The sequence below is a fragment of the Flavobacterium geliluteum genome, assembly GCF_017948595.1.
In the GTDB taxonomy this organism is placed as follows: domain Bacteria; phylum Bacteroidota; class Bacteroidia; order Flavobacteriales; family Flavobacteriaceae; genus Flavobacterium; species Flavobacterium flavipigmentatum.
On sequence record NZ_JAGFBV010000009.1, the window covers coordinates 111576 to 127015 of the forward strand.

The following is a 15440-nucleotide window of genomic DNA, read 5'->3' on the forward strand; positions in this document are numbered from 1 at the left end:
CAAATTCTACATATAAAAAATAGGTTTTTTCTTAAATTCTATTGTTTTATTTTAGAAACTTAACAAGTCTAAAATTGAAAAAAACTACTCTTCAGTTACGCTCTTTTCTATACTCTATTATTTTATTTTCGCTGAGTTTAAATTGTTTTTCAAGTACTTATACCGATACGATAAGCAATTCAAAAAAAACTTTAGCAGTTAAAAATGTTCTTTCTAAGGATCATATTTCCTCAGAAAAAAAATCCTTTGTTTATACGCAAAATTCAGAAAGTGAATTTACAGATGAATATTTAAGAAAGAATTTTCCTGTTAGTAGCCAGACTGGTGACGATTTAAAAACTGCAATGGCAACTTGTCTTAAAATTGACGAGAGTGGTAATCTAACAGATGTATTAGAACCTAAAAAATTGTCGATGTTACCACTTGGTATCAAAAAGACAATTGGTGGTATCCAATATTTATTAGGAATAAGTAATGCCAAATTTACACCTGAATATACCGAACTTACGGCTTTTGTTAGAATCATCATACCACAACACGGTGCAGACGGAAAACCAAAAGAATTATTTTTTGGAGCCAACAATATTAGATTATCCCACAAAGGAGGTTTAGTTGGCGATACCAATTTGGTTTTATTAGGCGACGTACCTATCAAAATTAACGGTGAAAACTTACTATTGATTCTGAAGGGCGGAATGGATATGAAGACTGGAATCGTTAAAAACGAAACATACGTAACTATTGATTGTAACGGTTTTAAAGAACTTGGAATAAGTGCTGAAGTACAATTTTCAAGAAAACTTTTAGAACCTGTAGACAATAATTATGTTGCTGTAGCAGAACCCGCTCTTGTTAAAGGGACGTTTAAAACTGTAGTTTCTAATTGGAATGACATTTTAATCGAAATATCATTGCCAAAATTTCAATTAACTTCTAAAAAAGGCTTCTGCTTTGAATTAAACACAGCCGTAATTGATTTTAGTGATTTACGAAATTCTACAAGTGTAAAATGGCCTCCAAATTATGCAAGTAAATATTTGGTTCCCGGAAACGAAAATTTGTGGCGTGGTCTTTATGTACAATCTCTTAAAATAGTTTTACCTGAGGAATTTAAGAAAAAACAAAGTAAGGAAAGAATTCGATTTGAAGCAACAAATCTACTGATAGATCGTATGGGGGTCTCTGGAACGTTTTCAGGTACTAACCTAATAGGAATTGATGAGGGAAATGCGTCTGGATGGCAAATGTCTCTTAACAGTGTGAGTATAACATTAGTTGCGAATTCTTTGACTGCTGCCAGTTTTGGCGGTGATATTCTTTTACCTGTTTCTGATAAATCAGAAAAATGTAATGGCGGCACAAGGTCTGAATTAGCTTATAAAGGATTGATAGACCCTGTTAATAATGAGTACTTATTAAATGCCCAGGTTACAAACGGCATCTGTTTTCAGGCGTTTAAAGCCCAAGCTGTTATCGAAAAAAACTCTTATGTCGAATTAAAAGTAAAAGATGGCAATTTTCTCCCAAAAGCAGTTCTATACGGTACTTTATCATTAAATGCCAGCAACAAACCTATAACTGCAGCAGAAGCAATTGCATTAGAAAAAACGGACTCTGGAAATGGAAGTTCCGCCACAGGAGAGAAAAAAGAAACGGTATCCTTTAAAGGGGTGATTTTTCAAAATCTAATGCTGCAGACCGTATCTCCCTATATTAGTGCAGATTATTTTGGGTATAAAAATGTGCAAAATGATGGCTCTACTGTTAGTAATTTCCCAGTTACTATCAATGAAATTGCTTTAATGACCACTCCAGAAAGTGCCAGCCTAAAGGTTGATCTTGCCATTAATATGATGGAAAATCAATTTAATGGCCAGACTAAATTTTACGTAGTTGGAAAATTTGGCAAGGATGAAGGAATTCAGAAATGGAAGTATGATCATCTTAAATTTGAACAAATTTCGATTGGAGCAGATTTAGGTGGAATGAAATTAAAGGGAAGCATTACCATAATGGATAATGATCCCGTTTATGGAAAAGGCTTCAAAGGAATGTTAAGCTGCGACTTCACAGGTGGGATAAAAGTAGAAGCCAATGCTATTTTTGGGTCTATCGGTTTTAGATACTGGTACGTTGACGCAATGGTAGATGGTCTAAACATACCAGCGGGTGCCATTACTTTTAAAGGTTTTGGTGGAGGTGCTTATTATCGAATGAAAAAAGATGGTTTTAGTAACCGATTTACAGCTTCAGGGTCTAATTATGTTCCTGATATCGACTCTGGTCTTGGTGTAAAAGCCATGATTAAATTTGCAGGAACCGCTACCGCCGATGCTTTTTGGGGTGGTGCCGGTTTCGAAATCGCCTTTAACGGTAGAGGAGGTATAAACCGAATTAGCATCTACGGTGAGGGTCACGTTATGCAGCCTTTTGAAATCCCTGGCGCAGCCGAATTAACGGATGCTTTGAAAACAGTGACAGAAAATGAATCTTTAATGGGTAAGATAGCCGTAGAAGCTTTAAAAACATCTAATTTATCAAAAGCTGCCGCACAGTTATACCCTAATGATGTGGAAGCCTCTATGGGTATTAATGCTTTTGCTGCTATAGAATATGACTTTAGAGCTAAAACATTACACGGTTCATTCGATTTATATATCGCTACTCCTGGTGGTTTTATTCAGGGTCGTGCCTCAGGAAACAGAGCTGGATGGGCTGTTTTACATTTTGGTCCAGATAAATGGTATGTACGCGCGGGTACACCTACTGATAGATTAGGAATTAAACTAGCAATCGGCTCTCTTGAAGTAGAAGCCGGTGGTTATTTTATGATGGGAGATGATATTCCTGGAAGTCCACCACCACCGGACATTGTAGCGCAATTACTTGGTGTTGATGTTGCAACTCTTGATTACATGCGAGATGAAAATAGTGTCGCATCTGGTAAAGGTTTTGCTTTTGGCTCAGATTTTAGCCTAAAAACAGGAGATTTAAGTTTCTTAATGTTTTATGCCAATTTTCAGGCTGGTTTTGGTTTTGACATTATGGTAAAAGATTATGGCGAAGCACAATGTAAAGGATCGGGACAAATTGGCCTTAATGGATGGTACGCCAATGGTCAGTCGTATGCCTATTTACAAGGTGAACTCGGAATTAACATAAAACTGTTTTTTATTAGAAAGAAAATATCCATTATAAAAGGTGGAGGTGCCGTTTTACTACAAGCAAAACTTCCAAACCCAGTCTGGATTCGTGGTTATATGGCAGGATATTTTGATATCTTGGGTGGTGCCATTAAAGGTAGTTTCCGATTTAAACTCGAATTTGGTAAACAATGCGAATTTGTAAATGATGCACCTTTAGGAGGGCTAAAATCTATTGCAGATATAACTCCTTCTGAAGGAGCCAAAGATGTAGATGTTTTTACGGTACCTCAAGTTGGTTTTAATGTGCCCGTCGAGAAAAATTTTACTCTAGAAGAAGATAGCGGTACAAAAACTTATAAATTAAAATTGGAAGAATATACTATTAAAAAAGATGGAGTAGCCCTTCCCGGACAAATTTCTTGGAATGATACCAAAGATTTATTAAGTTTTACCTCTACAGATATATTGCCTCCTAATTCTGATTTGATATTGACTGTAAAAGTAAGTTTTCAAGAATATACAAATGGGACATGGAAAACTGTTTTAGACAAAGGACAAATTGCTACCGAAACAGAAACTAGAAATTTTGCAACTGGTACAGCACCTAAAAATATTCCGGTAAATAACATTTCGTATTCTTACCCTGTTTTTGATCAAAAATATGTTTATCAAAACGAATCAAAACAAGCTTACATTGTCTTAAAACAAGGTCAGCCTTATCTCTTTGATCTAAAACCAGGTCAGTCACAGCAGGCATTTTACAAAACAGGAGATAATACAACTACAGGTTTAATAACTTATAACAATTCAGATAGGAAGGTTAGTATTGATTTACCAGTCTTGCAAACATCAAAGCCATATAATATTACCTTGATGACATTGGAAACCAAAACAGATGCCAACTCAAATTTATCTCAAAATTACCAATCTCAAGATCTAGGTGATGGTGCAAATATTGAAATGAAAAGTAATACATTAAATGCAACGGTAACAAGCGGTGAAGGTGTAGAATTATTACAATACAAATTTAATACCAGCCAATACAACACATTTAAAGAAAAAATGGCTGCTAAGAAACCAAAAAATACATATATAGAAATCATTTATTCTGATGTTCATTCTTTACACGCAGAAAATTCATCAACTGAGCCTTTTGATGAAATCGAAATAATTGGAAATGCTAAAACTATAAATACTCCACTAGTAAGTGTTGAGGCAATATTAGACGACAGTTATTATAAAAATGATATCTACCCTCTGGTTTATAAAGGATATCCATTAGAAGCTGATCTCACATTCAATAGAAATACAAATATATTAGGAAATCCGCCTACTAAAGGAATTGAACTTCTCACGTGGTATCAATCTGACTTAATAAACAATCCAAAAAGTGCATATCTAAGGGAAAGGCTACCCTACCGTTATAATCAGCCTTTTTATTACAAAGAAGATTTTGTAAAGTTACAATATAAGATAGTAAATAAATATTTGAATAGTCTCAATCAGAGCATGATTGATAAATATAACTATATCATTAATGGAAAATTTCCTATGATAAAAGACGGGACTTATAACATTAAATTAAACTATACGCTTCCTGGTGGTCAATTGGGTTCTAGTTCGGTTTTTACTTTCAATAAATTAAATTAAGCATGAAATTCAAATTTTTAATTATACTTTTTTTCATAATCATTAGTAATGGTTTTTCTCAAGATAAAACCGAACCCATTGCTGCTGAAAATAAAAAGCCAGAAATACAAGTTATTGCAAGAGTACAAAAAGATAAAATTTTGTTACGATGGGCGGTTACTAATGCTACGGTCTGGAAAAAATTGAATAAATACGGATACTCTGTAGAACGATATACTGTTACGAGAGATAATAAGACTTTGTCTGTGCCTGAAAAAACAGTATTGGCCAAAGTTCTTAAACCAGAACCATTAGAAGCATGGGAAAAACTCATTGAAACAAATGACAATGCAGCAATCGTGGCACAAGCACTATACGGAGAAGAATTTGCTGTAACCGGAAAAGATAATTTAGAGTCGATTATTAACCTTTCTGAAGAAACAGAACAACGATTTACTTTTGCTCTTTTTTCGGCAGATAAAGACTTTGAAATTGCAAAAAAAGCAGGTTTAGGATTTGAAGACAAAACGGCGAAGATAAACGAAAAATATGCATACCGAATTTCCTCTAACGTACCGGAAACCGAATTAAGCATTGACTATGGCGGACTATTTGTTGGATTGAAGGAATACGAACCGTTGCCAAAACCAATGGATTTTACGGCAAATTTCACAGATAGTAGTACTATGTTGAGTTGGAATTTTAAAATATTAGCTCATGCTTACGGTAGTTATTACATAGAACGTTCAAGCGATAAAATAAAATTTGAAAGAATTACAGAGAAACCCTACACAAGTTTAAATCAGCAAAATGCCAATAATAACCGTATCTTTTATGTAGATTCTATTCCCAACAATACTTCTTACAGTTATAGAATTCAGGGTATTTCTCCTTTTGGAGAGCTAAGTCCTTATTCCGACATTGTTACTGGAAAAAGTAAAGCTTTACTAAAATATGTACCACATCTTACAGTAAAAGAATTTAAAGATGATACAACGGTAAACTTAATTTGGGAGTTTCCTGAAGAAGGTGATAATGAAATTTCTGGATTCGAACTTAACCGTTCCGATGAAGAGGGTGACAATTATAAAACAGTACTAAAAAATATTTCTCCAAAATCTCGTAATGTGGTGTACAATAAGTTATCGGCAACCAATTATTTTACCCTTACTGCAATTGGCAAAAACGGAAATAGCAGAAGTTCTTTTCCAATGCTCGTACAGCCTGTAGATTCAATTCCACCAGCAAAACCAATTGGTCTAAAAGGAGTTATTGATAGTTTGGGCGTTGTAAAACTTACATGGACGCCTAATAAAGAAAAAGATCTTCTAGGATATCGTATTTATAGAGGAAATATTGCCGAAGAAGAATTTAGTCAATTAACGATTAGCCCTAGTGAACCCAATACTTTTGAAGATAAAGTATTAATTAAAAACTTGAATCCTAAAGTCTATTATAAAATTATCGCAGTTGATTATCGCTACAATATGTCTGATTTTTCAGAAACCTTAATTCTTAAAAAACCAGATATTATTCCTCCTGCATCACCTGTTTTTATGAATTATGAAATAAAAGAAGGTGCTGTTTTCCTTGAATGGGCAAATAGTCACAGTGAAGATGTGGCAGTACATCAATTGTATCGAAAAGAAGATGATCAAAAAGAATGGAAATTAATTTTAGAAACAAAAAATAAAGAAGAAAAATTTGAAGATAAAACCGTCCTTGAAGGACATACCTACACGTATGCCATTTTTGCAAAAGATGAAAGCAAATTAGTCTCTAATCCTTCTCCTGAAATACACTTATTTGTACCCAATTATTCTGTAATGCCTCCTGTAAAAGGTTTTTTTGCACAGGCTAATAAAATAACAAATACAATTGATCTTTCTTGGGAATACCCAAATGCCAATGTTGATAGTTTTGAAATCTATAAAGCATCTGACAAAGATCCTTTGCAATTAATTCAGATTGTGGGAGGAAAGATTAAGCGTTTATCAGATCCAACAATTGCCATAAATACCAATTATAAATATGGTATAAGAGCCATTTTTAAAGACGGAAGAACCTCTCAAATGGATTTTTATTCTGTGAAATTTTAAATGAATAGAAAACAATTATATGAATAAAAAATTACTTTTTATACTTTTTTGTATTTGCATTTGTGATCAAATCTATTCTCAAACGTATATCATGAAAACGAATTATGGCGGTTGTGATTATTATGTCGATGGCACTCACATGTATGAAGATTATGAATATGAATATAAAATTTTAGATAATAATGGTAATTGGTTGTGTCCAATTGCTGAGGCCGGAGAATATCTTATTTTTAATCAAATGCCAAACGCATATCTTTTTACCAGTTATAAAGCTGAAACATATTCATGTTCTGGTCCTTGTGGTGATTATCATAGTGTCAATTTAATGGTCGCTCCAATAAATACTTGTCAAAAATATGAAGGTGTGGCATATGGTTATAGTAGACCAGACAACCCTAGCTTTGAAATAATAAGTAATAAGGTTCTAAATGATCCTCCAGCTGATAATTCTTTCTGTGATGCTATAAACTTAGCTGCCGTTGGTTGCACAGGCACTCAAAAGTTTTATTGGGAATATAGCACAGATGCTGTTAATTATACTAAAACAAATACAAATACTGTATTTAATGAAAATTTTCAATTTATTAAAGCTAATTTTACTGCCCTAAATAATTATTTTGGTACAATCTATTTTCGTGCCTTAATTGACTCAGATCCTTCTATTACTGAGGAAAATATTTATTCAAATGTTGTCAATTACAATATTACCTCTTGCTCTCCTTTGTTAAACGGAGATCCAATTGCAGCCGATGTAAGATGTAATAATGAATCTAATGGCAGTGTTACATTAAACTTTAAAACAGATATAACAACTAATCAAAAATTACTTCTTAATTTATTTAAGGACAATAATTTTATGACTCATAAATTTGTCAGTGCAGCAGAAATAGTAAATCAATCATTTACTTGGACTGGGATCGCAGCAGGATCTTATACTATTAAATATCAAGCTCAAACCAATACTGATAATAACACATTAGTTGGTTCTCTGCCTGTAGTTAGTCCTACTTTTACGATAGCAAACGTAACCCCTCTGACTTTTAAGGTATCCCCTATTCAACCTGCATGTGTTGATGATAAGGGTAAAATACAAATTTCAGCTTCAGGAGGAACATCTCCTTATTTTTATGTCTTAGATGGCGAGCCATTAACAAACAAACATTCTTTTACAGGTTTATACACTATTCCTAATGAATTATTAGAAGGTGATCATACGGTAGTAGTGTTAGATAGCCGAGATTGCATTGAAAAATAATAAACAATAATTTATGAAGAAGCTTTACTTTCTTTTTTTTATTTTCTTTTGCGGAATTAACATGATTTGGTCACAAACCGAATATGGTATATTATTTATTTCTGATATTGATGCCAGATATGAAATGGAACAAACTCCTGGTCAACATTATATCCAAGGTGGTGGTAGTGAGCTCTGGTTTAATCCAAATCAATACTTTAGTCCAATATTTAATCAGGAAGATTTTTCTTATGTAACGCCAAACCTTTCCACTAGAAAAATAAACTTTAATTTTTATAGTTATCAGGATGGGTGCTTCATTTCTGAAAATAAAGATTTTGATATTGATAATGGTAATATAAATACTGAAGTTTCTTTTATTGGATGTTTTGCTTCAACAATTCCTTATCTCATACATCTTAACCAACCAGCAGATACAAATCGATGCATTGAACAGACTATTGAATTAAACAATGGGTGGAATTGGAAATACAGTTACGATGGAACTATTTGGACAGATTTTACGAGCGAATATCAAAATCAAAGAAGTATTTCATTCAAAATAAAGGAATTAATTGGTTATGAAAATAAATCACAAATATTTTTCCGTACAGGTTACAAAACAAATTTTACCAACACTGTAAAATACGATATCATACCCTGTTCTTCTGACTTACTTAATACATCAGCCCCTAACTATACTGTGTGTAATTATAGTAATGGTGATGTTACATTTAATTTTAGCAGACCATTAGAGCCAGGAGAAAATTATCTTTTTACTCGGAATCCCATAGGCAGCAATATAGTTACTTCTGCATATTCTAATGAAGTTGATAAAGTAGAAAAAACATCTGCTACTACTTTTAAATGGAAAGATATACCCCCAGGTGACTATGAATTTAAATTTCAGAATCAGTTTGAAAATAATATTCCTTCTACTCTTTCACCTGTTACTTATTTCACAATCACTCCAAGGCAGCAATTAACTTTTACTACAACAGTAATAGAGCCAAATTGTCATACAGATAGTGGTGGAATCTCAGTAACTGCATCTGGTGGGACACCTCCCTATTTTTATATTTTAGATAATCAAACTAAAAAAGAGTTTACCACAAATCCATATATAATACCAATGTTATCAGAAGGAATTCATAACGTAATAGTTATTGATAGTAATAATTGTATAGAAAAATAGCATTATGAAGAAACAACTACTCTTTTTTATATTTTTTTTAGGAAATCTATTAGCACATGGTCAAAGTGAGTATGGAATTCTGGTAATTTCGACTTTGTCACCTTCTGTAGGATGGGATGGAAGTCATGCCGGTAGTATGAGACTCTCAATAGGTGGAACTGTAATAACAAAAGGAGTCAATACTGGCTCGGAGACTGAAATTGAATATGATTTTTTCTATGTAACAGATAATCCCAGCACAATTGAATACTACAGTTCAACAGCTGGAAACAAAAATGGTACCGACTGCAAACTTAGTAAATCTACGACGTATGATAAAGATTCTTTCGCTCGAGATTATTTTGGAGGTTGTATTGGTGATTTTGAAGTAATAAGTTTGCACATACCTGATCCTGAAGATACCAACCAAAAATGTATAGAAGATGTCATTACACTAAAAAATGGCTGGAACTGGCAATATAAGTATGACAATAGTTCATGGACACCATTTGCAGCACAATTTCAGGATAAGGCATCAATTTCTTTTAAAATAAAAGACTTAGGATATAGTGGGCAATCAAAAATTTACTTCCAATCTGGTTATAAAACTAACTTCACCAATACGATGCCTTATGATATTATTCCCTGCTCTTCTAACTTAATTAGTACATCAAACCCTAATTATACTTTATGCAATTATAGTAATGGTGATGTTACATTTACTTTTAGCAGACCATTAGAGCCAGGAGAAAATTATCTCTTTACTCGGAATCCCGTAGGCAGCAATATAGTAACTTCGGCAAATTCTAATGATGCTGATAAAGTAGAAAAAATATCTGCAACTACTTTTAAATGGAAAAATATTCCCCCTGGTAATTATGAATTTAAATTTCAGAATCAGTTTGAAAATAATACTCCTTCTACACTTTCACCTGTTACTTATTTCACAATCACCGCAAGGCAGAAAGTAACTTTTACTACAATGCCTGTACAACCAAATTGCAGTACAGATAGTGGTGGAATCTTAATTACTGCAGCTGGTGGGACACCTCCCTATTTCTATATTTTAGATAATCAAACTAAAAAAGAGCTTACCACCAATCCATATACAATACCAATGTTATCAGAAGGAATCCATAATGTAATAGTTATTGATAGTAATAATTGCATAGAAAACTAAACAACCCAAAACACAAAATACTGATGAAAAAACACTACTTATTATTATTATTCTTTACTTGTTTATTGGGTTATTCTCAGGTTGGTGCTCTTCAGGGCGACGGATCAAGAGCTGTAACCATCACACAACCTTCAGCCATACTAATATCTGGGACAGTTATTGATGCAAAAGGATTTAATGAGCCTAATGGGCAAATTACTGGTTATGGAATTTCTGGAGGAACACCCTTTGGCGGTAATACCTATACGCAAAACTGGACAAGGAATGGCCTTCCATTTACGATGACAAATTTTAATACGCTTTCTGCAGGTAGCTATGTCATAAATGTAAGTGATTCAAAAGGCTGTCCGGCAAGCAAAACCTTTATAGTTAATCAACCTGCGTTACTTGAAGTTACAATTTCAAACCCAGATAAAATAACATGTAATGGCAAGAATACTGGAACATTAACTGCAAATCCAGTTGAAGGTTATCCTATAGGACCATCAAATATGGTTCGTACTTATTCTTATGACTGGTATGAAACAGATGATTTAGCGGGAACAAATCCTGTATCTCTTAACCAATATTCAAAAACTGCAATTAACTTAAAAGCAGGATTTTATAAAGTAATTGTTAAAGACCAGGCAAATAATGTCGCATCAGCTGTAAAAGAATTAGAACAAAACAAACTTATAACTGTTACTCCAACCTTAACACATGTAAAATGTTTTGGTGAAGAAACTGGAGCCATAATTTTAAACATTATTAACGGCACAGGTGCTTATACAGTTACCTGGAATGATGGTCCTACTACCAAAGACAGAACGAATCTATCCGCAGGGATTTACACATATACTATTACCGATGCAAATGTAGCCGGATGCTCAGTTACAGGCAATGTTACGATTACAGAACCCAGTAGTCCATTAGTCATTGATCCTATCACACAAACGCAACCTTCTACTCCACTTTCTAGTGATGGAACCATAAAAATTACAGCAAGTGGCGGAACGCTTAATTATACCTATATCTGGACAAAAGACGGAGATCCTTTTACTCCAAACACAGACCCTATAACAGGACAAACAACAGGCTTATCCAACGGAAAATATAAAGTTGTTGTTGTTGATGGTAATAATTGTACAGAACCTAGTGCCGAAATAGTTTTGGATGCATTAGGTATCGTTCTTCTTGATAAAGTAAATGTGTATTGCAAAGGCGATACAAGTGGAAGCATTACGATTAAAGGAGTTGGTGGTTTTGGAAATTACGACTACCAATGGTATAAAATGAACGGTGCAATGGCAAATATTCTAAACGGAGAAACAAATCCATCCTTGACAAATCGGGAGTTCGGAACCTATCGCATTATTGTAAAAGATGGTGTAAATCCAGACGCTTATGAAGATTATGAGTTAACAGAACCAGCGCAACCACTTACGGCAACTTTTACGGCTACAAACGTTAATTGTGCTGGCGGAAATGATGGAACAGCTTTTATAACAGCAGTTGGCGGAACTCCTGATAATGGCACTTATACGTATCAATGGTTTAAAAATGGCAGTTTATTAACTGGTATTACTACCTCGTCTTCAAGCGCTCTTAGTGCTGGAGTTTATAAAGTTATAATCAAAGATCAATTGTTTTGTTCGACAGAAGTAAATTTTACGCTTATTACTCCTCAACCTATTATTATTCCTGATGCAACCATTACAAAAGTTGCTATTTTTGGACAAAGTACAGGAGCTATCGCACTGAATCCTGTGACAGGCGGAAACGGTGGTTACACCTATAAATGGACCTATAATCTTGATACATTGTTTACAAAAACAACGAAAGATATTTCAGGTTTAGAAGCCGGAATTTATACTGTTGAAGTTCGCGATGCAAAAGCGATAGCTTCAGATAATTCGGGTTGTATTGCTACAAGAAGTTTTACTGTTACTCAAAATCCCGAATTGCTTGTTACATTAAACGAAACAAAATCAATTCAATGTAATGGCGATTTTAATGGTGAAATTAAAGCAAACGTAATTGGGGGAGTTTTAGGCTACACGTACCAATGGTCTAACAGTAAAGGAGATATAATTGGTGGAGATAGCAATACAATAAGCAATTTAGGCGCTGAACAATACAAAGTAATTGTAACCGATTCTCAGGGAGCGCAAACAACGTCTGCTGTTCTCGATTTAATTCAGCCTGAAAAATTAACGGTATCGCTTACCAATAAAACAAATGTTCTATGTTTCGGAAATGATACTGGAATTATCAATATCGATGTGATCGGAGGAACAAAACCGTATACTTTCGAATGGAAAAAAGATAATGATGCCGCCGTTTATGCAACAACCGAAGATTTGGTAACATTAAAGTCTGGTGTTTATAGTATTTATATTTCAGATGATAATGATTGTATCACAAAATTAGAAAACATTGCCATAACACAGCCTACCGCGCCACTTAGCATTACAGACATAAAAGTTCAGAACCTTAGTGGTTTTGAAACCAATAATGGTATAATCGAGGTTGCGATTGCTGGTGGAACTCCGGCTTATACGTATGCATGGAGAGTAAAAGGTTCTCCAACAGTTATAGGAAACGCAAAATTATTGGACCAATTAACTATTGGTACTTATGAATTGACCGTGACCGACAATAACAATTGTACTATAACTAAAGAATACAATATAATACAGCCAGATAAACTGTTGATAACTGGAATTATTCAGATAGAAAATATAAAATGTTTCGATAACAAACAAGGGGTTCTTCAAGCAACAATAACAGGAGGAGCACCAATTGGAACTTTGGATGCCGATAAAAGCTATATTTACAAATGGTACAATCAGCTTACACCTACTGTGGTTGCATCAACAACAAATCCTTCTGAGGCATTACTTGCTGGCACTTATTTACTAGAAGTTTCTGATGGTTTTGGAAATAGCTTTACATCAACTCCAGTTACAATAACACAACCTGATCTTTTAAAAATTAATTATACACAACAGAATGTCTCTTGTAAAAATGGTCAGGATGGTGCAATCAATATCGCCATTACAGGAGGAACTGCGCCTTACAGCATTGTCTGGAGTACAGGTCTAAATGCTAATCTAACTACTCTTTCGGGTCTAAGGGCATCAACCTATACCGTAACCGTAACAGATGATAATCTATGTACCACTTCAGAAGAAATTACGATTACAGAACCGGATCTTTTATACTTGAGTCAGATTGTCAAAACGCCTCCATCAGCATTAGGAGTAGATGATGCCAGTATTGCTGTTACTGTCCAGGGAGGAACCCCAAACTACAATTTCCAGTGGTATGATAAAGACATGAACCTCATTTATACCGATAATAATAAGGCTTCAAATACAAGTATTTATAACATTTATGTAGGTCAGTATTTTATTTCTGTAACTGATGCAAAAGGCTGCGTAATTACCAAAAGAGATTTAGATCAGGTAGATCCTTTATTTATCGAAGTTAACCAGATCAATATTGTAAAATGTCACGGAGATGCAACCGCAAGTATAAAAGCAAATACTACGGGCGGACTCCCGGTTTATTATTACAAATGGTACGAAATCAGCAATCCAGCAGTTATAGTGGGTCAGGCAGAAACCTTAACAAATGCAAAAGCAGGAACTTATTATGTGGTTGCAACAGATTCTTTCGGAAAATCAATTCAAAGTCAGAATATTACCATTACAGAACCAGCCGCTTTAACAAATTCACTTTCTGCTGAGTATGTTCGTTGTGGCGATGGTAATGACTGGACCATCACATCGGCAATTACAGGAGGAACTTTACCCTACACCTATTTATGGAATACGGGAGCAAAAACAGCCAATTTAGCCAATACACTTCCCGGAAATTACTCGTTACTCGTAACAGATAACAATGGTTGTACAATTACCAAAACAATTACAATCACGGCTCCAACACATTTAAGTGCCACTCAAATTACAAAAATTCCAACCTGTTTTGGAGGTTCTGATGCAACGATAGTGGTTACTCCGGTGGCGGGAATTGCGCCTTATACCTATTTGTGGAATACGGGCGAAACTTCGAATACATTAAGTAATGCTAAAGCGGGTACTTATACTTTAGAACTAAAAGATAACAAAGGATGTATCATAAATGAAACGTACACTATTGAAAATCCTCCAAAAGAAGTAATAGATCTTGGCGAAGATGTAACTCTATGTTTCGATCAGACATTGACTATCAATGCGGCTATAAACGATAATGAAGCAAAATATTCATGGACATCAGATAAAGGTTTTACAAGTGATAAAGCTATGATTACAGTATCTGAACCTGCAAATTATACGGTAGTTGTTACCAATAGATTAGGTTGCGAGGCTACAGATACAATCAAAATAGCAAGTCAGAACACCGCAATTAGTGCTGAATTTGCTGTTGCATCCCAAGCGTTTTTAAAAGAAAAAATTATAATTGTCGACATCAGTAATCCTATTCCGGATTCGGTAGAATGGGTATTACCTGCAGGTGTCACCGTTATTTCTAAAGATAAGGATTATGCCGAGATAAGTTTTAATACAATTGGCGAACACGATATCACCATTATTACCAAGAAAGGAAATTGTGTTGCAACACAGACAAAAACCATAATGGTGACGGAGGGCGAATATGAAAATCCGGACAATACCGATTCGCAGAAAAAGTTTGATCTAAAAATTTATCCTAACCCGTCAAGCGGAAAATTCACAGTAGATGTAACATTGGATAAAATAATGCCCGGCCATATTAAGGTCTATAGCCTGAGCAACAACAAGGTAATTGATTCTAAATACCAAGAAGGAAAAGACAACTATTCTTTCAATTTTGAGTTGAATGGTCTTGCTTCTGGAATTTATTTTGTTCTCTTTGAATCACAACAGGGTACTAAATTGAGAAAAATCATTATTCAATAATTGATTTTTATTCAAAACAAATAGCAAATAATAATGACAATCTATCGGCAGAAAAT

Annotated in this window: 6 protein-coding genes; all 6 read left to right on the plus strand. The window is 34.2% G+C overall.

Features of this window, described 5'->3' with window-relative positions; all coding sequences use genetic code 11:
* Positions 1-74: 74 nt before the first annotated feature.
* The 6 genes from J3495_RS07670 (at position 75) to J3495_RS07695 (ending at position 15384) form a co-directional block, all read left to right on the plus strand.
* Positions 75-4796 (plus strand): hypothetical protein, encoded by a 4722-nt coding sequence (locus J3495_RS07670; protein ID WP_210665970.1) that lies wholly within the window; start codon positions 75-77, stop codon positions 4794-4796.
* A 2-nt stretch (positions 4797-4798) separates the two neighbouring features.
* A complete protein-coding gene (locus J3495_RS07675; RefSeq protein WP_210665971.1) occupies positions 4799-6874 on the plus strand; it encodes a fibronectin type III domain-containing protein in 2076 nt (691 codons plus the stop codon).
* Positions 6875-6965: 91 nt separating this feature from the next.
* Positions 6966-8129, plus strand: coding sequence for a hypothetical protein (locus J3495_RS07680; RefSeq protein ID WP_210665972.1), 1164 nt, complete (start codon positions 6966-6968; stop codon positions 8127-8129).
* Positions 8130-8142: 13 nt separating this feature from the next.
* Positions 8143-9303 (plus strand): SprB repeat-containing protein, encoded by a 1161-nt coding sequence (locus tag J3495_RS07685; RefSeq protein WP_210665973.1) that lies wholly within the window; start codon positions 8143-8145, stop codon positions 9301-9303.
* A gap of 4 nt (positions 9304-9307) precedes the next feature.
* Positions 9308-10462 carry a hypothetical protein gene (locus tag J3495_RS07690; protein WP_210665974.1) on the plus strand — a complete coding sequence of 385 codons (1155 nt, stop codon included), beginning with the start codon at positions 9308-9310 and terminating at the stop codon, positions 10460-10462.
* 23 nt (positions 10463-10485) lie between these two features.
* On the plus strand, positions 10486-15384 hold the full coding sequence (locus tag J3495_RS07695; protein ID WP_210665975.1) for a T9SS type A sorting domain-containing protein: 4899 nt from the start codon (positions 10486-10488) through the stop codon (positions 15382-15384).
* The last annotated feature ends 56 nt before the right edge of the window (positions 15385-15440 follow it).